Below are 24,932 nucleotides of genomic sequence, written 5' to 3' on the forward strand. Positions count from 1 at the left end.
CTGACGGTTCGGACCGTGGACACCTGCAACTAGAACTGGTATCAGTTCTGAAACGACGTCAGGTACGTCGGACGAGTCCAGGCAGCGAAGAGCCAGGCAGCAGACAGTCAGGCAGCGGAGTCGGGCGGCGGTGGTGGTGGACCGCGCCGCCGGCCGCTGCGACAGGGAAGCCCGCCCCGCAGGAGGCACCAGGCATGACCGAGCTCGTGGAACACGGACAGCTTTTCATCGGCGGGGAGTTGACCGACCCCCTCGGCTCCGACGTCATCGAGGTGATCTCACCCCATACCGAGCAGGTCATCGGCCGCGTCCCGCACGCCTCGCGCGCCGATGTGGACCGCGCCGTCGCCGGGGCGCGCAGGGCCTTCGACGAGGGGCCCTGGGCGCGGGCGACGCCCGAGGAGCGCATCGAGGTGGTGTCGCGGATCAAGGACGCGATCCTGGTGCGGCACGAGGAGATCGCCCGGTCGATCAGCTCGCAGAACGGATCCCCGTACTCCTGGAGCGTGCTCGCGCAGGCGCTCGGCGCGATGATGGTGTGGGACTCCGCGATCACCGTGGCGCGCGGATTCCCGTACGAGGAGCGGCGAGCGGGGGCGCTGGGCCCGATCCTGGTGCGGCGCGAGGCGGTCGGCGTGGTGGCCGCCGTGGTGCCGTGGAACGTCCCGCAGTTCGTGGCCGCCGCCAAGCTCGGTCCCGCGCTGCTCACCGGCTGCTCGGTGATCCTCAAGCCGTCCCCGGAGTCGCCCCTCGACTCGTACATCCTCGGCGAGATCGCGGCGGAGGCGGGGCTCCCGGAGGGCGTGCTCTCCATCCTGCCCGCGGACCGCGAGGTGAGTGAGTACCTCGTCGGGCACCCCGGCGTCGACAAGGTGTCCTTCACCGGGTCGGTGGCGGCCGGGAAGCGGGTGATGGAGGTCGCCGCGCGCAACCTCACCCGGGTCACCCTGGAGCTCGGCGGCAAGTCCGCGGCGGTGATCCTGCCGGACGCGGACCTGGAGGCGACGGTCGCCGGAGTCGTCCCGGCCGCCTGGATGAACAACGGGCAGGCCTGTGTGGCGCAGACCCGCATCCTGGCGCCGCGCAGCCGCTACGACGAGATCGCCGAGGCGTTCGCGGCCGCCGCGGGGGCGCTCGTCGTCGGGGATCCGCTGGACACCGCGACCCAGGTCGGGCCGCTGGTGGCCAGGCGTCAGCAGCAGCGCTCGCTCGACTACATCCGGATCGGCCAGGAGGAGGGCGCCAAGATCCTCACCGGCGGCGGCCGCCCGGCCGGGCTCGACCGGGGCTGGTACGTCGAGCCGACCCTCTTCGGCGGCGTCGACAACACGATGCGCATCGCCCGCGAGGAGATCTTCGGCCCGGTCATCTGCCTGCTGCCGTACGGGGACGAGGCCGAGGCGCTCCGGATCGCCAACGACTCCGAGTACGGCCTCAGCGGCAGCGTGTGGACCGGGGACGTCGAGCACGGCATCGAGTTCGGGCGGCAGGTGCGGACCGGCACCTTCAACGTCAACACCTTCAGCCTGGACATGCTCGGGCCGTTCGGCGGCTACAAGTCGTCCGGTGTGGGCCGGGAGTTCGGGCCCGAGGGGTTCGGCGAGTACCTGGAGCACAAGATGATCCACCTGCCCGCCGGGCACGGAGGCGCATGATGGGCGACCGCTGGCACGTCGAGGTCGACCGGAGCGTCTGCATCGGCTCCGGCATGTGCGTCCATCACGCCCCCGCCGGGTTCGAACTCGACAGCGCGCGTCAGTCCCACCCCCGCACGCCCGACACGGACGCCAACGAGCAGGTCCTGGCGGCCGCCGAGGGCTGCCCGGTCGAAGCCATCCTGATCACCCTGCTGGACTCCCGCGAAACGGTGTACCCGCCCGAGGAGTAGCCCGAGGGTCAGGCAGGGAACGTCTCCGGAACAGTCCCGAAATGGCCCCGTTCGAACTCTCCTGTTCGAGCCCCTGCGAACACAGGTTGATCCATGCGTAGCGCACGGCGACCTGATGACAGGCGTGACTTTCCCGGCCCGTCGGCGGCGTGGAAAAGTCGTGGCCACGCCGTCGAGGGGGGAGTGCCAACTCGATGTCACGCCGTCGAGGGGGAGGCACGATGGACAAGCGGTACGAGGTCTTCTGTCTGGCGGACAGGTATTTCTACGAGACCCCGGACCGCTTGTCCTCTTCGCGTGCGGACGGCCGCGACGACCGGGTGCCGCTCTTCGAGACCGCCCGGCGCACCGTTCCCGAGGGCTGGACGACCCAACTCGCCGGAGACTGGCTGCACTTCAGCCCGGACGGCATACCGGGACGCAGAACGCGGCCGCAGCAGGGCTGGAAGATCCACGTGTCGGCCTGTCTGGACAACGCCGAGAAGGTGGCGGAGTACGTGTGGGACTACTGCGTCCCGCGCGCCGTCCCGTTCAAGTTCGTCCCCGGGCGACGGCCCCTGCACCTGCGCAACTCCAAGTACGCGGGCCGCGGTTCCAGCGGGAAGTTCGCCACTCTCTACCCCGCCGACGAGGCCGAGTTCCGGGTGATCCTGGAGGAGCTGGGCGCCCTGCTCGCCGGGGAGCCCGGACCGTACGTCCTCAGTGACCTGCGCTGGGGCGAGGGGCCGCTCTACGTCCGCTACGGCGGCTTCACCAAGCGGCACTGCGTGGACGCGAACGGCACCCTGGTGCCCGCGATCGAGAACGCCGACGGGGTGCTCGTGCCCGACCGCCGCGACCCCGTCTTCCACCTGCCCGACTGGGTCGCCCTGCCGCCGTTCCTCGCGCCCCACCTCGCCGCCCGCAACGCCACCACCACCGGCGACCTGCCGTACCGCATCGAACGCGCCCTGCACTTCTCCAACGGCGGCGGTGTCTATGCCGGGACCGACACCCGCACCGGCGAGAAGGTCGTCCTCAAGGAGGCCAGGCCCCACGCCGGGCTCGCCGCGGACGGGGCCGACGCCGTGACCCGCCTGAAACGCGAGAAGAACGCCCTGGAACGCGTCGCGGGCCTCGGGGTCGCCCCCGCCGTGCGGGACTGGTTCACCCTCGGCGAGCACCGCTTCCTCGTCATGGACTTCCTGGAGGGGCGCACCCTCAACTCCTTCTTCGCGCCCCGCCACCCGCTCATCGGTGTCGAGCCGGACCCCGGTGAGGTCGCCGAGTACACCCGCTGGGCGCTGCGGATCCTGAAGGCCACGGAGGACGCGGTGGCCGCCGTCCACGAGCGGGGCGTGGTCTTCAACGACCTGCACATGTTCAACATCATGGTCGACCCCGACGAACAGGGCGTCCACCTCCTCGACTTCGAGGCCGCGCTGCCCGTCGACGACCACCGCGGCCAGTCCATGGCCCACCCCGGCTTCATCGCGCCCCTGGACCGCAAGGGCTTCGACGTCGACCGCTACGCGCTGGCCTGTCTGCGGATCGCGTTGTTCGTGCCGATGACGAGCCTGCTGGTGATCGACCGGTCCAAGGCCGCCCACCTCGCCGAGATCGCCGCGTCCCAGTTCCCCGGCCTGCCCGCGGGCTTCCTCGACGAGGCGGTCCGGGTGATCGAGGGAGAGAACGCGCCGCGGGGCGGGTGCGTGCCCGTCGCGCCGGGCGACTGGCCCGCGAGCCGTGACTCCATGATCCGCGCCATCCTCGCCTCCGCGACCCCCGAACGCGACGACCGGCTCTTCCCGGGCGACGTCGCACAGTTCACCCCCGGCGGCGGCCTCGGCCTCGCGCACGGCGCCGCCGGAGTGCTGTACGCGCTCGCCGAGACCGGCGCCGCGCGCTACCCCGAGGGCGAGCAGTGGCTGCTCGCGCACACCGCGCCGCCGCCGTCCGGCACTCCGCTCGGTCTCTACGACGGGCTCGCCGGAGTGGCCCTCGTCCTCGACCGGCTCGGCCACACCGAGCGGGCCCGCGAGCTGATCGAGTCCGTCCTGGCCGAGAACTGGCAGCGGCTCGCCCCCGAACTGCACGGCGGCCTCGCGGGCCTCGGCCTGGTCCTGGACCGGCTCGGCTTCAAGGAACAGGCGCTGGAGACGGCCGAGTTGCTCGCCGGACGCACCGGCGGCGGCCGCCGCGCCGGGCTGCTGCACGGAGCCAGCGGACCCGCGCTGTTCCTGCTCCGCCTGTACGAGTCCACCGGCGACCCGGCGCTGCTCGACCGGGCCGCCGAGGAGCTGCGGCGCGATCTGGACCGCTGTGTCACCAATCCGGCCGGCACCCTGGTCGTCAACGACACCACGCGCACCCTGCCGTACCTGGGCGGGGGCAGCGTCGGCATCGCCGCCGTGCTCGACGACTTCCTCGCCCACCGCGCCGACCCGGCGTTCCAGGAGGCGCGGGACAAGATCCAGCCCGCCGCCCGCTCCCGGTACTACGCGCAGCCCGGCCTGTTCAACGGGCGCGCCGGAATGGTGCTCCACCTGGCGCGGTCCGGTGCGCCGCGCGCCTGGCTCGACGACCAGATCGCGCTCCTCGCCTGGTACGCACTGCTCTACGAAGGCCACCTCGCCTTCCCCGGCGACCAGATGATGCGGCTGTCCATGGACCTCGCGACCGGCACGGCGGGCTGCCTCCTGGCACTCGGCGCGGCCCTCGCCGACCGGCCCGCCGGACTGCCCTTCCTGGCGCCCACCCCCGCCGCCGAGACCGGCGGCCCCAGAAACGGCCCCACCCGGGGCTGAAACAAACCCCGTCCCCACGGACGGCTTGTACATCGCCGACAAAGGAGAAAGCAATGTCCCTTCTGGACCTGCAGAACCTCGACGTCGAACTCGACATCGACGAGGGCGACGGTGGCGGTCACGGTGGCGGCAGCCAGCTCAGCCTGCTGCTCTGTGACAGCGTCGCGAGCCTGACGCTCTGCCTGTGATCACCGCGTAACCAGTGACACAGTGAACGACGCGGCCCCGTCCGGCACCGCTCGCCGGCCGGGGCCGCCACGCGGGAGGCCGCCCTTGCTGTTGCGTGAGACCGTCCGGCAGAGCGCCGGCCCCGGCACCCTGATCCTGTTGCTGAGCTGTGCGTCGGCCGGCGCCGGGCTCGCCCTGCCCGCCGCGCTGGGCCGCGCCCTCGACCTGGTCCTGGCCGGGAGGCAGTCCCAGGCCGGCCCGTGGATCACCCTGTGTGTCCTGCTCACCGTCCTCGCGGTGCTGATCGGCGCGGTCGAATCCGCCGTCACCGCGACCACCGCCGCCCGCAGCGCGGCCTGGATCCGGCGCCGGGTCCTCGGTCACGTACTGGACGCGGGACCCCAACACGTCGGTTCAGAGGGCGAGTTGGTGGCCCGGCTCACCGGCAACGCGGTGCAGGCCGGGACCGTCCCGGTGTCGATCGCGGGCACCCTCGCGGCCGTGGTCACCCCGGTCGGCGGCCTCGTCGCGCTCGCCCTCACCGACGGGTGGACCGCCCTCGTGGTGCTGGCCGGAATGCCGCTGTTCGCCCTGCTCCTCAAGGTGTTCGTGCGCGGCTCCGGCGCCAGCAGCGCCGGATACCTCCACACCCAGGGCGAGATCGCGGGCAGGCTCCTGGAAGCCGTGCGCGGGGCCCGTACGATCGCCGCCGCCGGACGCCCCGAACGGGACGCCGCCCGGATCCTGGCCCCGCTGCCCGAGCTGTCCCGCCAGGGCCACCGCATGTGGGAGGTCCTCGGCCGCTCCACCGCGCAGGCCGCCGTGCTGCTGCCACTCCTCCAGCTCGCCGTCCTCGCCGTCGCCGGGCTGCGCGTGGCCCGCGGCGACCTGAGCGTCGGCGGCCTCCTCGCCGCCTGGCGCTACGCCGCGCTCGCCACCGGCACCGGCGCCCTGGTCGGCATGGTCAACACCCTGACCCGCGGCCGCACCGCCGTGGCCCGCCTCCAGGACGTCCTGGGCACGCCGACAACGGCGTACGGGAACGCCGAACTCCCGCCCGGAGAAGGCGAATTGACCCTGCGGGGCGTCACGCACGGCCCCTTGCGCGCGCTCGATCTGACGGTGCCGGGCGGGGCCGTCGTCGCCGTCGTCGGGCACTCGGGCAGCGGCAAGTCCGCACTCGCGGCCGTCGCCGGACGCCTTGCCGATCCGGAGGCGGGGACGGTCGCCCTCGACGGCGTGCCCCTGCCCCTGCTCACCCGCACCGAGCTGCGCCGGGCGGTCGGCTACGCCTTCGCCCGCCCCGTGCTGCTCGGCGGCACGGTGGGCGGCACCATCGCGTACGGGGCCGACGACCCGGGCGAGGACGCGGTGCGCGCCGCCGCCCGCGCGGCCTGCGCCGACGCCTTCATCCGCACGATGCCCGAAGGCTACGCCACCCCCTGCGCGAGCGCGCCGCTGTCCGGCGGCGAGGCCCAACGTCTCGGTCTGGCACGGGCGTTCGCGCACCCGGGACGCCTGCTGATCCTGGACGACGCCACCTCCAGCCTCGACTCCGCCACCGAGCTCAAGGTCTCCCAGGCGCTGCTGCACGGCAGTGGCACCCACCTGGTCATCGCGCTGCGGGCCTCGACGGCGGCGCGCGCGGACCTCGTGGTGTGGCTGGAGGACGGCCGGGCGCGGGCCGTCGCGCCCCACCACGAGCTCTGCCGGATCGCGGACTACCGCGCGGTGTTCGGGGAGGTCGAGGCCGCGTGCTGATGAGCCTGCTGGGGCGGCGCAAGCGGGTGCTGCTGCGCCTCGCCGGGTGGTCCCTGCTCGAATCCGCCCAGACCTTCCTCCTCGGCTTCGCCCTCGCCCTCGCCCTCGACGACGGCTTCCTCGCGGGCCGTGCCGCCACCGGCGCCGGATGGCTCGCGGCGGCCGCCGTCGCCGTGTTCGCCGGGGCCTGGGGAACCCACCGGGTGTACGGGGCGGTCGCCGACCTCGTGGAGCCCGTACGGGACGGGCTGGTGCGGGCGGTGGTGACGCGCGGCCTGCGCGAGGCGGACGACGCCGCCCTGTCCCGCCTCACCCAGCAGGTGGAGCTGGCCAGGGACACCCTCGCCGGCCTCGTCCTCGTCTCGCGCACCTTCGTCTTCACCGCCGCGGGCGCCCTCTTCGGCCTCTTCGCCCTCGCACCCCCGCTGCTCGCGGTGGTCGCGGGCCCGCTGGCCGTGGGTCTCGCCCTGTTCGCCGCGACGCTCGGCCCGCTCGCCCGCCGCCAGGAGGACCTCCTGGCCGCCGACGAACGGCTGGCCGCCGAACTGGGCCTGATCGCGGGCGGGTTGAGGGACATCGCCGCGTCGGGCGCCCACGAGCGGGCGGCCGCGGGCGCCGGGCAGCGGATCGACGACGAGTACCGCGCGGCCCGCTCGCTCGCCCTCTGGGGGGTGGCCCGGACCTTCGCCGTGGGGATCGGCGGACGCCTGCCCCTGGTGCTGCTCCTGGTCAGCGCGCCCTGGCTGCTGCGCCACGGCGTCACCGCGGGCGGCCTGGCGGGCGCGCTCGCCTACCTCACGCAGTCCCTGCTGCCCGCGCTCCAGGCCCTGGTGCAGGGGCTCGGCACCTCGGGCGCCCGGCTGACGGTCGTGCTGCGCAGGCTGACCGAGGGGGAGGAGGACCGCCCGGCCCCGGTGCCGTACGGGCCCGGGGCGTGGCCGGTGCGGCTGCGCGAGGTCGTCTTCGCGTACGGGCCCGGCGCCGCCCCGGTCCTCGACCGGCTCGACCTGGCCGTGCCGGCCGGCGAGCGGCTCGCGGTGGCCGGGCCCAGCGGCATCGGCAAGTCCACCCTGCTCGCACTGATCGCCGGGGTGCTCCGGCCGGACGCCGGCGAGGTGATCAGGGGCTGCGACCGGGTGCTCGTGCCGCAGGAGGCGTACGTGTTCACCGGCACCCTCCGCGAGAACCTCGGCTACTTCTGCGAGCGGCTCCCCGACGACGAGGCCCTGGGGGAGTCGGCCGAGGCGGTCGGGGCGGGGCCGCTCCTGGAGCGGCTCGGCGGGCTCGACGCCGTGCTCGACCCCGCCGCGCTGTCCGCCGCCGAGCGCCAGCTCGTCGCGCTGGCGCGGGCCCATGTGTCGCCCGCGCCCCTGGTGCTGCTCGACGAGGCCACCTGTCATCTCGACCCGGCGGCCGAGGCGCGCGCGGAGCGGGCGTTCACCGGACGCACCCTCGTGGTCGTCGCCCACCGCACCGGTTCGGCCCGGCGCGCGGACCGCGTACTGCTGATGGACGGGGCCCGCGCGGAACTCGGCACCCACGAGGAGCTCCTGGCCCGCTCCGCGTTCTACCGCGACCTCACCGGAACCGGCCCCTCACACCCACCCCTCCCCCTGGGAGATCCGTATCGCGTCGACCCGGTTGCGTGCCCCGGTCTTGCGGGTGATGGCGGCCATGTAGTTGCGCACGGTGCCGTTGGAAAGGTGCAGCCGGAGCGCGATGTCGGAGACCGAGGCCCCCTTCGCGGCGAGTGAGAGCACGCTCAACTCCCGTTGGGTGAGCGGCATTTCGGCGGCCCTGAGGAAACTGAAGCCGAGCGAGTCGTCGACGAACCGTTTCCCCTCGGCCACCTGTCTGATGGCGAGGATCAGGCGCTCGGGTGTGCCCCCCTTGTCCACATAGCCGCGCGCGTTGGCGTCGGCGGCCCGTTTCAACGGTCCCGGACGGTGTGTGTCGGCCAGCACCAGCAGTCGGCACTTCCCGGTGCCGGGACGGCAGCCGGTGAGTTCGCCGAGCGGGGCGATGCCATAGGACTCGGAGCAGTCCAGGTCGGCCGCGCAGACGTCCGGGCTCAATAATCGCGCCAATGCCGCCGCGCCGCGCCAAGGGGCGTGGTGGACCTCCAAGTCCGATTCGCGTGAGAGGCGGTCGGCCAAGGCCGACCGCAACAGACACGCGTCGTGCACGAGAAGTACCCGGATCACGTTTCCAGCTCCTCCCAGGGTCACCGCTACCGGTGCCTTCGTTGGGCACGCAACGATTCTGGGCGGCGGTTACCCCCGTCACGGTCCGGCCGAACGGATCGGTGGGGGGCACTGGGGGCGCGCACCAGCGCACGCGGGGCGCGACACGCGCCGCCGGGGCGCACGAAACGGGGGGTGTTTCAGCCCCCGGAACCCCCTGCCCACCTGGGAGTTGAGCCGCTTCCCGCGGGAGCCGTGGGGGAGCGCATTTTCCCTTGGGATGTGCCCGGATTCGCCCGCGGGCCGGTGGGGGTTGATCGCGCGGTTTCCCGCGCCCTGGCGGTACTGGCCCCGAGGGAGCCGTCCGGGCCGCTACGCCTCGGGTGGCGCGGTCAGGTCGATCAGTCTGCACACCGTCTCGATGTCGATCTTGACCTGGGCGATGGACGCGCGGCCGGACAGCCAGGTGATCAGGGCCGAGTGCCAGGTGTGCTCGATGACCCGGACCGCGGAGAGCTGCTCCGGGGTCGGGTGGTCCAGGCCCATCGCGTCCAGGATGATCGCCGTGGTCTGCCGCGAGACGGTGTCCACCTCGGGGCTCACCGAGCGGTCCGCGAACGTGAGGGCCCGCACCATCGCGTCCGCCAGGTGCGGCTCGCGCTGGAGCGCGCGGAAGGCGCGCATGAGGGTTTCGGCCACCCGGTCCGCCGACGCCTCGCCGGACGGCGGATGCTTGCGCAGGGTGCCGTGCAGGTGCTGGAGCTGGTCCTGCATGGTGGCGACCAGGAGGTGGATCTTGGACGGGAAGTAGCGGTACAGGGTGCCGAGCGCGACCCCCGCGGCCTCGGCCACCTCGCGCATCTGGACCGCGTCGAAGCCGCCCCGGCTGGCCAGCTGGGCGCTCGCGTGCAGGATCCGGCGGCGCCGGGCCTCCTGGCGCTCCGTCAGGGGCGGGGCGGCCGCGGTGGTTGCCTTGACTTCCGCTGTCATGTGTCCCGTTCCGTTTGTCCGGTTCTCTGCCACGGTGTTCGGCGGCCCAGCATGGCAGGGGCCCCGTCGTGGCGCGAATCACCTGATCCGGCTCTTACAGTCGCGCTACCTGCCGGTAGATTCGAAGCTCCTTGAGTGATCAAAGAACGCTCAAGAAGGATCAAGTCTGGAACTTGTTCTAGATTAGCGCGAGCGGTTACGCTCCGGCGAAACGCAGTGATGAAGGGGGCCGCTAGTGACCGCTGAGGCCATAGAGGCAAGCCCCCGCACCGGGGAAGCGGGCCGTGAGGGCGACCGCCCGCTGCGGATCGCGCTCCTCACCTACAAGGGCAACCCGTTCTGCGGCGGCCAGGGTGTCTACGTGCGCCACCTCTCGCGCGAACTCGCCCGGCTCGGCCACAGCGTCGAGGTCATCGGCGCCCAGCCCTACCCCGTGCTCGACGAGGGCGTGCCCCTCACCGAGCTCGCCAGCATGGACCTCTACCGCTCGCCCGACCCGTTCCGTACGCCCGCCAAGGACGAGTACCGGGACTGGATCGACCGCCTGGAGGTCGCCACCATGCGCACCGGCGGCTTCCCCGAGCCGCTCACCTTCTCGCTGCGCGCCCGGCGCCATCTGGCCGCCCGGCGGGGCGAGTTCGACGTGGTGCACGACAATCAGACCCTCGGGTACGGGCTGCTCGCCGACGTGGGCGCGCCCCTGGTCACCACGATCCACCACCCCATCACCGTGGACCGGCGGCTCGAACTGGACGCGGCCCCCGACTGGAAGCGCCGTGCCTCGGTGCGCCGCTGGTACGGCTTCACCCGCATGCAGAAGCGGGTCGCCCGCCGGCTGCCCTCCGTGCTGACCGTCTCGGGCACCTCCAAGGGCGAGATCGTCGACCACCTCGGGGTGCCCGAGGACCGCATCCAGGTGGTGCACATCGGCGCCGACACGAACCTGTGGTCGCCCGACCCCGCCGTCGCCGAAGTGCCCGGCCGGATCGTGACCACCTCCAGCGCCGACGTGCCGCTCAAGGGCCTGGTCTTCCTCGTCGAGGCGCTCGCCAAGCTGCGCACCGAGCACCCGGCCGCCCACCTCGTCGTGGTCGGAAAGCGTGCTGAGGACGGCCCGGTCGCCCAGGCCATCGAGAAGTACGCACTCGGCGACGCCGTCCAGTTCGTCAAGGGCATCACCGACGCCGAGCTCGTCGACCTCGTACGGTCCGCGCAGGTCAGCTGTGTCCCCTCGCTGTACGAGGGCTTCTCGCTGCCCGCCGCCGAGGCCATGGCCACCGCAACCCCGCTGCTCGCCACGACCGGCGGCGCGATCCCGGAGGTCGCCGGCACCGACGGCGAGACCTGCCTGGCGGTGCCGCCCGGGGACGCCGGAGCCCTGGCGGCCGGACTCGCCCGGCTGCTCGGCGACCCGGCGCTGCGGGCCCGCCTCGGCACGGCCGGCCGCGAACGCGTCCTGGAACGCTTCACCTGGGCCCGCGCCGCCCAGGGCACCGCCGAGCTCTACCGCGAGGCGATCGCCGCCCAGGGCCGCACGGCCCGGAAGGCAGCCAGGTGACCCGGAGCACGAACCGCGGGCGCCCCGCGTCCGTCCCCCCGGGCCGCCCCGCGCCCCAGACGCCCGGCCGCACCGCGGCCCAAGGGGGTGCCTGGTGACACGGCACCCCCGACACCCCGGCCGACCCCATCCCCCCGTCCGCGAAAGCAGGCATCCGTGCTGACCGTCGACTTCTCCCGCTTCCCGCTCGCCCCGGGCGACCGCGTGCTCGACCTGGGCTGCGGCGCGGGCCGGCACGCCTTCGAGTGCTACCGGCGCGGCGCCCAGGTCGTGGCCCTCGACCAGAACGGCGAGGAGATCCGCGAGGTCGCCAAGTGGTTCGCCGCGATGAAGGAGGCCGGGGAGGCCCCCGAGGGCGCCACCGCCACCGCCATGGAGGGCGACGCGCTCAACCTGCCGTTCCCCGACGAGTCCTTCGACGTCGTGATCATCTCCGAGGTCATGGAGCACATCCCCGACGACAAGGGCGTGCTCGCCGAGATGGTCCGGGTCCTGAGGCCCGGCGGCCGCATCGCGGTCACCGTGCCGCGGTACGGCCCGGAGAAGGTGTGCTGGGCGCTGTCCGACGAGTACCACGAGGTCGAGGGCGGCCACATCCGCATCTACAAGGCGGACGAGCTCATCGGCAAGATGAAGCAGGCCGGCCTCAAGCCGTACGGCACCCACCACGCGCACGCGCTGCACTCGCCGTACTGGTGGCTCAAGTGCGCCTTCGGGGTCGACAACGACAAGGCGCTGCCGGTCAAGGCGTACCACCAGCTGCTGGTCTGGGACATCATGAAGACGCCCGGCATCAGCACGCTCACCCGGCTCGCCGAGCGGGCGCTCAACCCGGTCGTCGGCAAGAGCTTCGTGGCGTACGCGACCAAGCCCCACCTGCCCGTGAGCGCCGCCAAGTGACGTCGCCGGAGCGCACCGAACACCTCGTGCTGCCCGGGGTGCTCACCGCCGGGCAGGCCGGGCGGACGGTCACCGCCCTGCTCACCGCGCAGCGCGCCGACGGAGCCATCCCCTGGTTCCGCGGCCACCACCTCGACCCCTGGGACCACACCGAGGCCGCGATGGCGCTGGACGCGGCGGGCGAACACGCCGCCGCCGAGCGCGCCTACGACTGGCTCGCCCGGCACCAGAACGAGGACGGCTCCTGGTACGCCGCCTACCACGACGGCGAGCACGACAAGGTCACCGACCGCGGCCGCGAGTCCAACTTCGTGGCCTATGTCGCGGTCGGCGTCTGGCACCACTATCTGGCCACCGGCGACGACACCTTCCTCGACCGCATGTGGCCCACGGTCCACGCGGCCGTCGAATGGGTCCTCGCCCTCCAGCAGAGCGGCGGGCAGATCGGCTGGAAGCGCGAGGAGGACGGCGCCGCCGTCGCCGACGCGCTGCTCACCGGCAGCTCCTCCGTGCACCACGCGCTGCGCTGCGCGCTCGCCATCGCCGAACAGCGCGAAGAGCCGCAGCCCGACTGGGAGTTGGCGACCGGCGCGCTCGCCCACGCCATCCAGCACCACCCCGAGCGCTTCCTCGACAAGTCCCGCTACTCGATGGACTGGTACTACCCGGTACTCGGCGGCGCCCTCACCGGCGCGGCCGCCAAGGCCCGCATCGAGTCGATGTGGGACGACTTCGTGGTGCCCGGCCTCGGAGTGCGCTGCGTGCTGCCCAACCCCTGGGTCACCGGCGGCGAGAGCTGCGAACTGGCCCTCGCGCTCTGGGCGATGGGGGAGTCCGACCGGGCCCTCGACATACTCCAGTCCATCCGGCACCTGCGCGACGAGGCGACGGGCATGTACTGGACGGGTTACGTCTTCGAGGGCAACCGCGCGGTGTGGCCGGAGGAGCTCACGACGTGGACGGCGGGCTCGCTGCTCCTCGCGGTGGCGGCCCTCGGCGGCGACGAGGCCACCACCGCGGTCTTCGGCGGCACCCACCTCCCCCGGGGCCTGCCCCCGTCCTGCTGCGACTAGCCAGACCTCGGATGCGGTCACCGCACGCCGGCAGGGGCGCGGGGAACTGCGCGACCGGCCCCCACCGGCCCGCGGGTGAAGCCCCCCGCCCCACCGGCCCGAGGGCGAGGCCCCCCGCCCTCGCGGAAGCGCCCCGTACGGAGTCGCCCGGGTGGCGCAGTGCCGCGGCCCGGGTGAGGCTGCCGGGGAGGCCGAAACATCCCCCGGAGGTCATCGTGCCCAGTACGTTCCCCATCCGCCGCATAGTCGTGGCGGTCGTCCTTTCCTGCGCCGTCCTGGTGTCGACGACCGCCTGCGGAGGAGAGACCAAGTCCACTCAGGCCGCCGCGCTGACCGTGGCCGAGAGCACCCCCTCGCCGACCGCGTCGGCCGAGCGGCAGAAGCTGGCCAAGACGCGCTTCGTCGCCAACGCGGGACTCGCGGCCGGCGCCGCCTACCAGTGGATCGTGAAACCGTTCAAGGCGGGCAAGTTCAAGAAGGGCGCCAAGGGCCGCACCTTCGCCCTCGTCAAGGCGGGCCTCGCGGGCGCGTTCACGTACAACCGCCTGAAGGCCGCCACCGAGAACGCCAAGGGCGACCCGCTGCTCTCCAAGGCCCTCGCCCCGCTGTCCTCGGGCATCGACTCCCTCAAGGACCTGCCCACCAAGCTGCGCAAGGGCGACGCGAGCGACGCCGACGTCGGCAAGTTCGAGAACGTGATCGGCGGAGTGAAGGACGCGGGCCAGAGCGCCGGAGCGCCGGTCAAGGACCAGGTGCCCTCCGCCGGGCAGCTCTCCGGAGGCTGAGCCCCGCACCTCGGCGGCCGGTCCTAGGCGTTGAGGTCGGCCAGGGTCCGCAGAGTCGCGAGGTCCGGTGATGTGACCAGCAGGTCCGTCACCGGGCCCTTGCGCCACAACTCCAGCCGTTCCGCGATGCGTTGGCGGGGCCCCACCAGGGAGATCTCGTCGGCGAAGGCGTCCGGCACGGCGCGCACCGCCTCGTCCCGGCGGCCCGCCAGGAACAGGCTCTGGATGTGCCGGGCCTCGTCCGCGTACCCCATCCGGGCCATCAGGTCGGCGTGGAAGTTGCGGGCCGCGTGGCCCATGCCGCCGATGTAGAAACCCAGCATCGCCTTCACCGGGAGCAGGCCCTCGGCGATGTCGTCGCACACGTGGGCCCGCACCATGGGGGCGACCAGGAAGTCGTCCCGCAGCCCGGTCAGCGCGGCGGCGTACGCGTCCGTGCGGGTCGGCGACCAGTACAGCGGGAGCCAGCCGTCCGCGATGCGGGTCGTCTGCGCGATGTTCTTGGGACCCTCGGCGCCCAGCAGTACGGGGAGGTCCGGACGCAGGGGGTGAGTGATGGCCCGGAGGGGTTTTCCGAGGCCCGTACCGTCCGCGCCGTTGTAGGGGTGCGCGTGGAAGCGGCCGTCGAGTTCGACCGGGGCCTCGCGGCGCAGCACCTGGCGGATGACCTCGACGTACTCGCGGGTCGCGGTGAGCGGGCGGGACGGGAAGGGGCGGCCGTACCAGCCCTCGACGACCTGCGGCCCCGAGAGCCCGAGGCCCAGCATCATCCGGCCGCCCGAGAGGTGGTCCAGGGTGAGGGCGTGCATGGCGGTGGCGGTGGGGGTGCGCGCGGCCATCTGCGCGACCGCGGTGCCGAGCCGGATGCGGGAGGTGTGCGCGGCGATCCAGGCCAGCGGCGTGAACGCGTCGGAGCCCCAGGCTTCCGCCGTCCACACCGAGTGGTAGCCGAACTCCTCGGCGGCGCGGGCCAGTTCGAGGTGGGCGGGATTCGGTCCGCGTCCCCAGTAGCCGAGTGCGAGTCCCAGGCGCATGTGGCGTCCCTCCCAGTGATCTGACGAACCGTCAGGGGACTGTAGGGCAACGGCCCCCCGCCCGGAAGGGGGCGGGGGGCCGTCGAGGTGCCGGAGGGATCAGCCGCGCTGGATGCCCGTGGTGTCCTGGAGGACGCCGCGGCGGCCGTCCTGCGTCTGGGCGACCAGGGCGGGGCCGCGCTGGTCGACGGCCAGGTACCAGGTGCCGGGGGCGAGTTCGGCGATCGGGGTGGGCGAGCCGTCCTCCGCGTACAGCGGGCGGGCGACGGGGACCGCGAACCAGAACGGGGCGAAGTCGCCGGCCGGGGCGGCCGACGCCGGGGCCTGGCTGTCCTTGTTCAGGTCGGCGGCCGGAGCCTGCGCGCCGAACGGCTGGGCCTGGGCCTGCGGCTGCCCGCCGAAGCTCGGGTCGCCCGGCTGGCTGCCGTAGGGCTGGGCCGCGCCGGGGTAGCCGTAGCCACCGGCGGGCTGGGCCGCGCCCGGGTAGCCGTAGGGCTGCGGGGCGGCCGGGCTCGGGGCGCCCATCAGCGGCGCCTTGAGGGCGGCGACCAGCGGCGAGGCCACGGCGGCCGCGGCGAGCACCAGCGTGGCGATCAGGCCGAGGATCATGCCGGCGCCGGAGCCGTGCGCGTCGATGATCGTCCAGAACGCGGTCCAGGCGGCGAAGATCGTGAACGCCACACCGAACTGCGTGAGGTCCAGGCCCGCGACCTTCTTGGGCTGCGGCAGCGAACGGCCGACGACCACGAGCACCGCGCCGATGATCCCGGCCAGGAACATGCTCATCAGGAGCGAGAGCGAGTCCCAGGCGTTCGGCGCTGCGACGCTCGGGCAAAACTGACCGGAGCAGCTCGGCGCGGACGTGAGATTCAGGAACGAGGCGATGAACAGCACCACCGCTGCACCGATCACCACGCCGTCGCCTCGTGTGAGGGAGCGGATGTTCACGTAAAAGTCCTCTTTTATGTCGTCTCGTCGGGGCGGTCATCGCTGCCGCCGGTGTACGTGCACACGGCGTGAAGCTCTAGGTGGTTCCCCCTGTGCGGAAGAATCTATCGTCTGGATCTGTGGGCCGTACGGCGGGTCGGGAGCCTACCCGCCCAGGAACGCCATAATGCCGTCGGCGATCCCCTGAGCCGCCTTCTGGTGCCACTCCGCACTCTTCAGGAGCGCCGAATCCCGGGAATCCCGCATGTTGCCGCACTCGATGAACACCTTCGGAACGGTCGACAGGTTGAGCCCGCCGAGGTCGCTGCGGACGTCCAGGGCGGTGCCGTCGCCCACGTAGTTGGAGGCGTTCATCCCCGTGTCCAGGACGAACTTCCCCGCGATCCGCACACCGAGTTCACGCGAAGGCCCCACGATCGGCGCGGTGTCGGCGGCGCCGCCCTTCACCGTCGCGGGCAGGATCACGTGGAAGCCGCGCTGGCCCTGGTTCGCGCCGTCCGCGTGCACCGACACGACGGCGTCGGCGTGCGCCTGATTGCCGATCCGGGCCCGTTCGTCCACGCACGGTCCGAAGGTCCGGTCGCCGTTCTGGGTGAACACGACCTTCGCGCCCTGCTTTTCCAGGATCGCCCTGATCCGGTGCGACACATCGAGCGTGAACTCGGCTTCCGTATAACCGTCGTTGGTCTCGGTGCCGGTGGTGTCGCATTCCTTCTTGTTCGTGCCGATGTCGACGGGCTCGTTGATCTCTTTTGTGTGCTGGAAATTATTCGGATTGTGACCTGGGTCGATGACGACGGTCTTTCCGGAGAGCGGCCCGGCGGCCGTCCCGCTCTTCGGCGACGCGGGCGCGGCCGGGGAGGGGGTGGCCGTCACGGTGACCGTCGCCGTGCCCGCGCCGGGGCGGGTCGACTGCACGGTGCGGCTCGGCAGGGGGAGCACCTTCGGCGGCTTGTCGTCCTGGCCGCCGGGTCCGCTCATCGCCTGCCAGACGAGCCAGCCCGCGAGGGCGGTCGGCGCGAGGGCGGCGAGAGCGACGAGGGCCCGGCCGCGCACACGGCGCGACCGGCTGTCCGGGTTCGATGACTCGCTGTCGTACGACACGCTGCGATGCTAGGGCCTGGCCGGGTGATCCCGCCGGGGACGCGGCGACCCGGTACCCCCGTCGCGGGCGCGAGTGGGCCGGGCCCGGCCCACTCGCGCCCGGCGTCACAGCGCGGCGGCGGTCCGGCGCAGCACGCGCAGCGAGTCGGTCGCCGAGACCTCGGTGAACGCGCCCGACGCCAGCGCCCGCAGATAGACGCGGTACGGCGCCTGGCCGGTGAACTCGTCGACCGGGTCGGGGAAGACGTCGTGGATGGCCAGGGTGGCGCCCTCGGCGAGCTTGGGCGCCCAGCCCTCGTAGTCGGCGTTCGCGTGCTCGTCGGTGTGGCCGCCGTCGATGAAGACGAAGCCGAGCTGTCCGCCCCACACCCGCGCCACCTGCGGGGAGTGCCCCACCACCGCGATGACGTGGTCCTCAAGACCGGCCGCGTGCAGGGTGCGCCGGAAGGTGGGCAGCGTGTCCATCCGGCCCACCTCCGGGTCGACCACGGTCGGGTCGTGGTACTCCCAGCCCGCCTGCTGCTCCTCGCTGCCGCGGTGGTGGTCGACGGTGACCGCGACGGTGCCGCTCTCCCGGGCCGCCGCGGCGAGCAGGATCGTGGAGCGCCCGCAGTAGGTGCCGACCTCCAGGAGCGGAAGCCCGAGCGCCCCCGCACAGGCCGCCGCCTCGTACAGCGCCAGGCCTTCCCGTACCGGCATGAAGCCCTTGGCCGCCTCGAAGGCGGCCAGGATCTGAGGCTGGGGAGTGGCCACGGCCCGGCTCCTCTGTGTCGTACGTATGTGGGCGGTCCATGCTGCCGTACGCCCGCCGCGCACCTTCGGGCGGGCGGGGCCGGAAGGTCACGTCCATCTGACCTTCCGTCAGATTGAAACGTGTTCTACTCTTGCGCCGTTCCGGGACCGGCGACGGGTGAGGGCGTCCATGGGCATCGCGATCACGCAAGAACACCGGGAGCTCGCCGAGGCGGTGCGCGGCTGGCTGGCGCGGGCCGCGCCCGTCGAGGAGGTGCGCAAACTCCTGGACGCGCCCGAGGCCGCCCGGTCCCGGCCGCCGTTCTGGGACGGGCTCGCCGAACAGGGCCTGCTCGGCATCCACCTCGGCGAGGAGTTCGGCGGGGGCGGGCTGCCCGAGCTCGCCGTCGTCCTGGAGGAGGCCGGGCGCGGACTGCTGCCCGGCCCCTACCTCTCCGGTGTGCTCGCCGCCGAGCTGCTGCGCCGCGCGGGACGGCACGACGCCCTGGTCGCCGACCTCGCCGCGGGACGCAGGACCGCGGCCGTGGCGTTCGGCGCGGGGACGCTCACCGCCGTCGGCCGCGAGGGCGGCCTGCTCCTCGACGGAACGGCGCCTCCCGTACTGGCCGCGGGGCAGGCCGACTTGGTGGTCCTCGCGGCGAAGGTGCACCACCGGACGCTGTGGTGCGCGGTGGACGCCGAGGCGCTGCGAATCCGTCCCCACGACAGCGCCGACCCGACCCGGCCCACCGCCGAGGTGCGGGCCGAGGGTGTGGTGGTCGACGCGGACCGGGTCCTGGACGTGGACAGCGCCCTCGTCTACGACCTCGCCTGCCTGCTCCTGGCCGCCGAGTCGTGCGGCACGGCGGACCGGGCCCTGGAGATCGCGGCCGGGCACGCCAGGGTCAGGGAGCAGTTCGGCCGGCCCATCGGACAGTTCCAGGCGGTCAAGCACCTCTGCGCCGACATGCTCCTGCGCCTGGAACAGGCCCGCGCCCTGGTGTGGGACGCGGCCCGCGCCATGGACGAGCCCGCCGGGGTGCGGGGCCTGGCTGCCTCGCTCGCCGCGGCCACGGCCCTCGACGCGGCCTGGTCCTGCGCCAAGGACTGCATCCAGATCCTCGGCGGCATCGGCTTCACCTGGGAGCACGACGCCCATCTGTATCTGCGCCGCGCCCTGGTCGCCCGCCAGCTGCTCGGTGCCCCGGACACCCACCGGCTGCGGGCCGTGCGGCTGGCCGGGCAGGGCGCCCGCCGGGAGCTGCGCATGGAGCTGCCGCCCGAGGCCGAGAACTTCCGCGAACCCGCCCGCGCCGTGATCGAGGGCGTGCGGGGCCTGGACCCGGGCGCGGTGCGCCGTGCCCTCGCGCCCACCGGATACGCGGCCCCGCACCTGCCCGCCCCCTACGGCCTGGGTGCCGGGCCCGTCCAACAGCTGGTCGTGCAGGAGGAGTTGAGACGCGCCGGGGTCAAGGTGAGCGACCTCGGCATCGCCACCTGGGTGGTGCCCTCGCTCCTCGCCCACGGCACCGGCTCCCAGCAGGACCGCTTCCTCGGCCCGACCCTGCGCGGCGAACTCCTGTGGTGCCAGCTCTTCTCCGAGCCCGGCGCCGGCTCCGACCTGGCCTCGCTGCGCACCAGGGCGGAGCGGACCGGGGACGGCCGCTGGCGGGTCACCGGGCAGAAGGTGTGGACGAGCGCCGCGCAGTGGGCCGACTACGGCATCCTGCTCGCCCGCACCGACCCGGCGGCCCCCAAGCACAGGGGACTCACCTACTTCCTGGTCGACATGGCGCGGACCGAGGGCATCGACATCCGCCCGCTGAAGGAGATCACCGGGGACTCGCTCTTCAACGAGGTGTATCTCGACGGGGCGCTGCTGCCCGCCGACTCCGTCGTCGGTGAGGTGAACGACGGCTGGCGGGTCGCCCGCAACACCCTGGGCAACGAACGCGTCCACATGGCCGACCAGGTGGCCTTCGACACCGGGCTCGAAGCACTGATCGCCCGCGCCGGTCGGCTCGACGGGGCGTACCGGGCGCGGATCGGCGCGCTGGCCGCCGAGGCGCACGCGCTCGCCTGCATCGGGCTGCGCACCACCCTGCGGCAGGTCTCGGGCCTGGAACCCGGCGCCGGGGCCAGTGTCCGCAAGCTCGTCCAGACCCCGCACCAGCAGAAGGTCGCCGAGCTGGCCCTCGAACTCCTCGGCCCCGAGGGCGCCGTCGCCGAAGGGCCCGGGGAGCGGGCCGTGCACGGCTTCCTCATGTCCCGCTGCCTGACCATCGCGGGCGGCACCACCCAGGTCCAGCTCAACGTCGTCGCCGAGCGCATCCTCGGCCTGCCCCGAGACTGAAGGGTTTCCCCGCCGTGAAGAGTTACATCGTCGGTGTCGGCATGACCAGGTTCGAGAAGCCGGAATCCCGGGACTGGCAGTACTGGGACATGGCCAAGGAGGCCGGGAGCGCGGCCCTGGCCGACGCGGGCATCGCGTACGACGAGGTCGAGCAGGTCCCCGTCGGCTACTGCTTCCAGCCCTCGACGGCAGGCCAACGCGCCGTCTACGAACTGGGGTTGACCGGCATACCGGTCTACAACGTCAACAACAACTGCGCGACCGGGGCGAGCGCGCTGATGCTGGCCCGGCAGTTCGTGGAGGGCGGGGTGAGCGACTGCGTCCTCGCGCTCGGCTTCGAGAAGATGAAGCGGGGCGCGCTGGGCGGGGGCTCGGACGGCGGGGACTTCGCGACCTCGCCCGTGGCCCGGCACTACGGCATCATGGCCGCCCGCCACGGCTTCGAGATGACGCCGCCCACCGCGCAGATCTTCGGCAACGCGGCGCGGGAACACATGGAGCGGTACGGAACCACCGCGGCGCAGCTCGCAGCGGTCGGCGCCAAGAACCACCGGCACTCGGTCGACAACCCCAACGCCCAGTTCCAGGACGCTTACACGGTGGAGGAGGTGCTGGGCGCCAAAACCATCCACCGGCCGCTGACGAAGCTCCAGTGCTCGCCCACGTCGGACGGGTCGGCGGCGGCGGTGGTCGTCTCGGAGCGGTTCGTGGACCGCAAGGGCCTGGGAGACCGGGCCGTCGAGATCGCGGGCCAGGCGATGGCCACCGACACCGAGGAGTCGTTCGCCTCGGGGAGCTGCATCGACGCGGTGGGGGCACCGATGTCGCGCTCGGCCGGTCGCGCGGCCTTCGCCCGGGCGGGCCTGGCCATCGAGGACGTCGACGTGATCGAGCTGCACGACTGCTTCTCGATCAACGAGCTGCTCACGTACGAGGCGCTGGGCATGTGCGGGGTGGGGGAGTCGGGGAAGCTGGTCGAGTCCGGGGCGACGACGTACGGGGGCCGCTGGGTGGTCAACCCCTCCGGGGGCCTGATCTCGAAGGGGCATCCGCTGGGGGCGACGGGGCTCGCGCAGGCGGCGGAGCTGGTGTGGCAGGTGCGGGGGGAGGCCGGGGCCCGGCAGGTGCCGGGCGCGCGGGTGGGCCTCGCCCACAACATCGGCCTCGGCGGCGCGGCGGTGGTGACGGTGCTGCGCCGGTAGTCCATTCCCCACCCCGCCCCGGCCCGAGACCCTCCGGGGGCATCGGTTCGCCTGCGGGCCGTACGCGGCCGGGGTCTGGGGCGGAGCCCCAGGGGGTCTGGAAAGGGGGGTGTAACAGGCACCCACCCCGTGCGAGCATGACCCGCATGGCCCACACGTCCGCTGACACCCACATATCCACCCCCACCCGAACCCCCCGCACCTGGCCCGTCGTCCTGGCCGCCTGCGCGGGCCAGTTCCTCGTCGTGCTGGACGTGTCCGTCGTCAACGTGGCCCTCCCCTCCATGCGCACCGGCCTCGGCATGAGCGCCGGCGGGTTGCAGTGGGTGGTCAACGCGTACGCCATCGCCTTCGCCGGGTTCATGCTGCTCGGCGGACGGGCGGGTGACCTGTACGGGCGCAAGCGGATGTTCCTCGTGGGGCTCGGCCTGTTCACCGCGGCCAGCCTCGGCGGCGGGCTCGCCCAGGAGGGCTGGCAGCTGCTGGTGGCCCGGGCCGCCCAGGGCCTGGGGGCGGCGGTCCTCGCGCCGGCCACCCTCACCATCCTGACCGCCGCGGTCCCGGAGGGCGCCGCCCGCACCCGGGCGATCGGCACCTGGGCCGCGGTCGGCGCGGGCGGCGGCGCGGCGGGCGGGCTCGTCGGCGGCGTGCTCACCGACGCCCTGTCGTGGCGCTGGGTGCTGCTCATCAACGTGCCCGTCGGCGCGCTCGTCCTGCTCGGCGCCGCGCTGTGGATCACCGAGTCGCGGGCCGGGCAGCGCCACCGGCTCGACCTGCCCGGCGCCGTCCTCGTCACGGCCGGGCTCGCGACCCTCTCGTACGGCATCGTGCAGACCGAACAGGGCGGCTGGGGCGCCGTGGGGACGCTCGTTCCGCTCCTCGGCGGAGGGGGTCTCCTCCTCGCGTTCCTCGTGGTCGAAGCCCGCACCGCCGCGCCGCTCATGCCGCTGCGGCTCTTCCGGCTGCGGGCCGTCTCCGCCGCGAACGCGGTGATGTTCGTGTGCGGCTCCGCGATGTTCTGCACCTGGTTCTTCATGACCCTGTACGCCCAGAACGTGCTCGACTACAGCCCCCTGGGCGCCGGTCTCGCGCTCATCCCCAGCTCGCTCAGCGTCGTCCTCGGCTCGAAGCTGGCGCCGCGCATCATGCCGAGGACCGGCGCCCGGAACCTGACGGTGCTGGGCGTCCTGGTGACCGCGGCCGGGTTCGGCTGGCAGTCCACGATGCGCGCGGACGACCCGTACTGGCTCTCGATCCTGGTGCCCGGCGTGCTGATGATGACCGGCGCCGGGCTCGCCACCACCCCCCTGGCGGCGCTGGCCACGTCGGGGACCGCGCCGAGCGAGGCCGGTCTGGTGTCGGGCCTCATCAACACGTCCCGGACGATGGGCGGCGCGCTGGGCCTGGCCGTCCTCTCGACGGTGGCGGCCTCCCGCACCGGAGTGGTCCAGAGCGCCGAGAACCTCACCGCCGGGTACGCGCTCGCGTTCCGCGTCGGCGGCGTCGTGCTGCTCGGCAGTGTGCTGCTCGCCCTGCTGTGGCTGCCCCGGGCGGCGGGCCCCGCCACCCGGGCCTGAGGCCTACAGCCAGCCCTGCTGACGGGCCGAGCGCACCGCCTCCATGCGGTTGCGGGTGCCCGTCTTGCCGATGGCGGACGACAGGTAGTTGCGTACGGTCGACTCCGACAGGTGCAGCTTGCCCGCGATGTCGGAGACCGTCGCCCCGTCCACCGCGGCGTTCAGGACGTCGCGTTCGCGGGCGGTCAGCGGGCTGGGGCCCGCGCTGAGGGCGGCCGCGGCGAGCGCCGGGTCGATCACCGTCTCGCCGCGCAGGACCCGGCGGATCGCCTCCGCGAGATCCTCGACCGGGCCGTCCTTCACGAGGAAGCCCGCGGCCCCCGCCTCCATCGCGCGGCGCAGATAGCCGGGCCGGCCGAACGTGGTGAGGATCAGGACCCGGCACTCCGGGACCTCCTCGCGCAGGTCCGCGGCCGCGTCCAGGCCGCTCCTGCCCGGCAGTTCGATGTCGAGGAGCGCCACGTCGGGACGCGAGACGAGGGCCTCGGGGACGATCTTGTCGCCCGTCGAGACCTGCGCCACGACCTCCATGTCCTCTTCGAGGCCGAGCAGCAGGGCGAGCGCGCCGCGCATCATCCCCTGGTCCTCGGCGAGCAGCACACGCACGGATTTGGCGGGTCGGTGATCCTGGGGCATCTCGTCCACGGGGAAAGGGTATGCGCGGCCGGGTGTCAGTGGTGGCCGCGGGCGGTGGTCAGTTCGGCGTCCAGGGCCGTGTCCTCGGGGTCCACCGGGAGTTCGGCCCTCACCTGGAAGCCCGCGCGGGGCGCGGGGCCCGCCGTCAGGGAGCCGCCCGCAGCGGCGAGGCGCTCGGTCAGGCCCTTGAGTCCGGTGCCGCCGATCCGGGGCTTGGGGGCGGGCGCGGCGGGCGCGCCCCTGCCGTCGTCGGTGACCGTCAGGGTGACCCGCTCCGGGGTGCCGTCGACGACGATCTCGCAGCGGGTCGCGGCGCTGTGGCGCACGACGTTGGTGACCGCCTCGCGCACCACCCAGCCGAGCAGCGCCTCGGCCTGCGCGGGCAGCGGCGGCCCCGACTGGCGTACCACCGGCTCGACTTCGGCGGCGCCCAGCGCCGAGCGGGCCCGGTCGAGCTCGGTGGCGAGGCTGCCCTCGCGGTAGCCGGTGACGGCCTCGCGGATCTCGGTGAGGGCCTGGCGGCCGACCGACTCGATGTCGGCGACCTGGCCGAGGGCCGCGTCCAGGTCGCGCGGGGCGATCCGGCGGGCGGCCTCGGACTTCACCACGATCACGGACAGGGTGTGGCCGAGCAGGTCGTGCAGATCGCGGGAGAAGCGCAGGCGCTCCTTCTCGACCGCGGTACGGGCCAACTCCTGCCGGGTGTCGCGCAGTTCGCGGACCGTCTCGGAGAGCGAGAGCAGCGCCGAGATCACCAGACCGGACAGGAACGTGCCGTACGCGATGGTCATGTTGTCCCAGGGGTCGCCGGTCTTGACCCCCGAGATCACCCCCACCGAACCGGCGAGCACGATGAGCACCACGCCGAGCCGCCGGTCCCGCACCGCCGCGCCGCAGGCCAGCGAGAGCAGCGGGAAGAAGAGGAGCCAGACGCCGCCGTAGCCGATGCCGACGGCGTAGGTGACGGCGGCGAGCCCGGCGAGCAGGACGAGCGTCGTCCGCTGCCCGCGCCGCTCCTTGTCCAGGGCGCGGAAGGCGACGTGCGCGTACAGGACGGCGAAGGCGATGATGCCGAGGCCGCCGAGCCAGGGCTCGGCCACCCTGCCCTTGGACACCTCGACCGCCGCGCCGCTGCCCATCAGGAGCCACGGCAGGAAGGTGTAGCCGTTGGCGGGCGGGCCCGGGAACTCTTCGGCCTTCTCGCCGCGCGGAGGCAGCTTCGGCAGCAGTGATGGCATGGTGTTCTCCCCGTAC

20 protein-coding genes and 1 pseudogene are annotated in these 24,932 nt (G+C 73.3%); 13 read left to right on the forward strand and 8 right to left on the reverse strand.

Annotation, left to right across the window (positions count from 1 at the left end; all coding sequences use genetic code 11):
* Nucleotides 1-194 precede the first annotated feature (194 nt).
* The 6 genes and pseudogenes from DT019_RS05635 to DT019_RS05660 form a co-directional block, all read left to right on the forward strand.
* Nucleotides 195-1,655 (forward strand): aldehyde dehydrogenase, encoded by a 1,461-nt coding sequence (locus tag DT019_RS05635; RefSeq protein WP_114035515.1) that lies wholly within the window; start codon nucleotides 195-197, stop codon nucleotides 1,653-1,655.
* Complete coding sequence (locus DT019_RS05640; RefSeq protein WP_114035516.1) at nucleotides 1,655-1,888, forward strand: ferredoxin; 234 nt, start codon at nucleotides 1,655-1,657, stop codon at nucleotides 1,886-1,888. Before DT019_RS05635 ends, DT019_RS05640 begins: the two co-directional genes overlap by 1 nt.
* Nucleotides 1,889-2,109: 221 nt before the next feature.
* Nucleotides 2,110-4,674: a class III lanthionine synthetase LanKC gene (gene lanKC, locus DT019_RS05645; protein WP_114035517.1), complete on the forward strand. Its 2,565-nt coding sequence runs from the start codon at nucleotides 2,110-2,112 to the stop codon at nucleotides 4,672-4,674.
* 53 nt (nucleotides 4,675-4,727) lie between these two features.
* The gene (locus tag DT019_RS05650; protein ID WP_114035518.1) at nucleotides 4,728-4,862 is read left to right on the forward strand and encodes a SapB/AmfS family lanthipeptide; all 135 of its coding nucleotides are present in this window, start codon (nucleotides 4,728-4,730) and stop codon (nucleotides 4,860-4,862) included.
* A gap of 85 nt (nucleotides 4,863-4,947) precedes the next feature.
* Entirely contained in the window at nucleotides 4,948-6,603 is a 1,656-nt protein-coding gene (locus DT019_RS05655) for an ATP-binding cassette domain-containing protein (protein WP_223279317.1), read from the forward strand.
* A pseudogene (locus DT019_RS05660) lies at nucleotides 6,603-7,937 on the forward strand (ATP-binding cassette domain-containing protein); the annotation flags it as partial. The gene DT019_RS05655 and the pseudogene DT019_RS05660, both read left to right, overlap by 1 nt.
* Before the next feature lie 261 nt (nucleotides 7,938-8,198).
* Here DT019_RS05660 and DT019_RS05665 read toward each other — a convergent pair.
* A complete protein-coding gene (locus DT019_RS05665; RefSeq protein WP_114035520.1) occupies nucleotides 8,199-8,807 on the reverse strand; it encodes a response regulator transcription factor in 609 nt (202 codons plus the stop codon).
* Between the two features lie 351 nt (nucleotides 8,808-9,158).
* Complete coding sequence (locus tag DT019_RS05670; RefSeq protein WP_114035521.1) at nucleotides 9,159-9,776, reverse strand: TetR family transcriptional regulator; 618 nt, start codon at nucleotides 9,774-9,776, stop codon at nucleotides 9,159-9,161.
* 235 nt (nucleotides 9,777-10,011) lie between these two features.
* On the opposite strand from DT019_RS05670, the gene DT019_RS05675 reads away from it, so the two are divergent.
* The 4 genes from DT019_RS05675 to DT019_RS05690 all read left to right on the forward strand — a co-directional run bounded on the left by DT019_RS05675 (nucleotide 10,012) and on the right by DT019_RS05690 (nucleotide 14,092).
* Complete coding sequence (locus tag DT019_RS05675; protein WP_114035522.1) at nucleotides 10,012-11,334, forward strand: glycosyltransferase family 4 protein; 1,323 nt, start codon at nucleotides 10,012-10,014, stop codon at nucleotides 11,332-11,334.
* Nucleotides 11,335-11,490: 156 nt separating this feature from the next.
* Nucleotides 11,491-12,234, forward strand: a complete 744-nt coding sequence (locus tag DT019_RS05680; RefSeq protein ID WP_114035523.1) for a class I SAM-dependent methyltransferase — start codon at nucleotides 11,491-11,493, stop codon at nucleotides 12,232-12,234.
* Entirely contained in the window at nucleotides 12,231-13,307 is a 1,077-nt protein-coding gene (locus DT019_RS05685) for a prenyltransferase (RefSeq protein WP_114035524.1), read from the forward strand. The genes DT019_RS05680 and DT019_RS05685 overlap by 4 nt, the downstream gene beginning before the upstream one ends.
* A gap of 215 nt (nucleotides 13,308-13,522) precedes the next feature.
* Nucleotides 13,523-14,092, forward strand: coding sequence for a hypothetical protein (locus tag DT019_RS05690; RefSeq protein WP_114035525.1), 570 nt, complete (start codon nucleotides 13,523-13,525; stop codon nucleotides 14,090-14,092).
* A gap of 23 nt (nucleotides 14,093-14,115) precedes the next feature.
* Here DT019_RS05690 and DT019_RS05695 read toward each other — a convergent pair whose 3' ends face one another.
* The 4 genes from DT019_RS05695 to DT019_RS05710 form a co-directional block, all read right to left on the reverse strand.
* Complete coding sequence (locus DT019_RS05695) at nucleotides 14,116-15,126, reverse strand: LLM class F420-dependent oxidoreductase (protein WP_114035526.1); 1,011 nt, start codon at nucleotides 15,124-15,126, stop codon at nucleotides 14,116-14,118.
* A gap of 99 nt (nucleotides 15,127-15,225) precedes the next feature.
* Nucleotides 15,226-16,074 carry a hypothetical protein gene (locus tag DT019_RS05700; protein WP_114035527.1) on the reverse strand — a complete coding sequence of 283 codons (849 nt, stop codon included), beginning with the start codon at nucleotides 16,072-16,074 and terminating at the stop codon, nucleotides 15,226-15,228.
* 144 nt (nucleotides 16,075-16,218) lie between these two features.
* Nucleotides 16,219-17,178 carry an N-acetylmuramoyl-L-alanine amidase gene (locus tag DT019_RS05705; RefSeq protein WP_223279318.1) on the reverse strand — a complete coding sequence of 320 codons (960 nt, stop codon included), beginning with the start codon at nucleotides 17,176-17,178 and terminating at the stop codon, nucleotides 16,219-16,221.
* A gap of 105 nt (nucleotides 17,179-17,283) precedes the next feature.
* On the reverse strand, nucleotides 17,284-17,877 hold the full coding sequence (locus tag DT019_RS05710; protein ID WP_114036026.1) for a class I SAM-dependent methyltransferase: 594 nt from the start codon (nucleotides 17,875-17,877) through the stop codon (nucleotides 17,284-17,286).
* A 223-nt stretch (nucleotides 17,878-18,100) separates the two neighbouring features.
* On the opposite strand from DT019_RS05710, the gene DT019_RS05715 reads away from it, so the two are divergent.
* The 3 genes from DT019_RS05715 (at nucleotide 18,101) to DT019_RS05725 (ending at nucleotide 23,042) form a co-directional block, all read left to right on the forward strand.
* The gene (locus tag DT019_RS05715) at nucleotides 18,101-20,263 is read left to right on the forward strand and encodes an acyl-CoA dehydrogenase (protein WP_114035528.1); all 2,163 of its coding nucleotides are present in this window, start codon (nucleotides 18,101-18,103) and stop codon (nucleotides 20,261-20,263) included.
* A gap of 14 nt (nucleotides 20,264-20,277) precedes the next feature.
* Nucleotides 20,278-21,465 (forward strand): lipid-transfer protein, encoded by a 1,188-nt coding sequence (locus DT019_RS05720; protein ID WP_114035529.1) that lies wholly within the window; start codon nucleotides 20,278-20,280, stop codon nucleotides 21,463-21,465.
* 146 nt (nucleotides 21,466-21,611) lie between these two features.
* Entirely contained in the window at nucleotides 21,612-23,042 is a 1,431-nt protein-coding gene (locus DT019_RS05725) for an MFS transporter (RefSeq protein WP_114036027.1), read from the forward strand.
* 3 nt (nucleotides 23,043-23,045) lie between these two features.
* On the opposite strand, the gene DT019_RS05730 is transcribed toward DT019_RS05725, so the two are convergent.
* Both DT019_RS05730 and DT019_RS05735 read right to left on the reverse strand, forming a co-directional pair.
* Nucleotides 23,046-23,678, reverse strand: coding sequence for a response regulator transcription factor (locus tag DT019_RS05730; RefSeq protein WP_114036028.1), 633 nt, complete (start codon nucleotides 23,676-23,678; stop codon nucleotides 23,046-23,048).
* Between the two features lie 35 nt (nucleotides 23,679-23,713).
* Nucleotides 23,714-24,916, reverse strand: a complete 1,203-nt coding sequence (locus tag DT019_RS05735) for a sensor histidine kinase (RefSeq protein ID WP_114036029.1) — start codon at nucleotides 24,914-24,916, stop codon at nucleotides 23,714-23,716.
* Nucleotides 24,917-24,932 lie beyond the last annotated feature (16 nt).

This window comes from Streptomyces sp. SDr-06 (assembly GCF_003324565.1).
Lineage (GTDB): Bacteria > Actinomycetota > Actinomycetes > Streptomycetales > Streptomycetaceae > Streptomyces.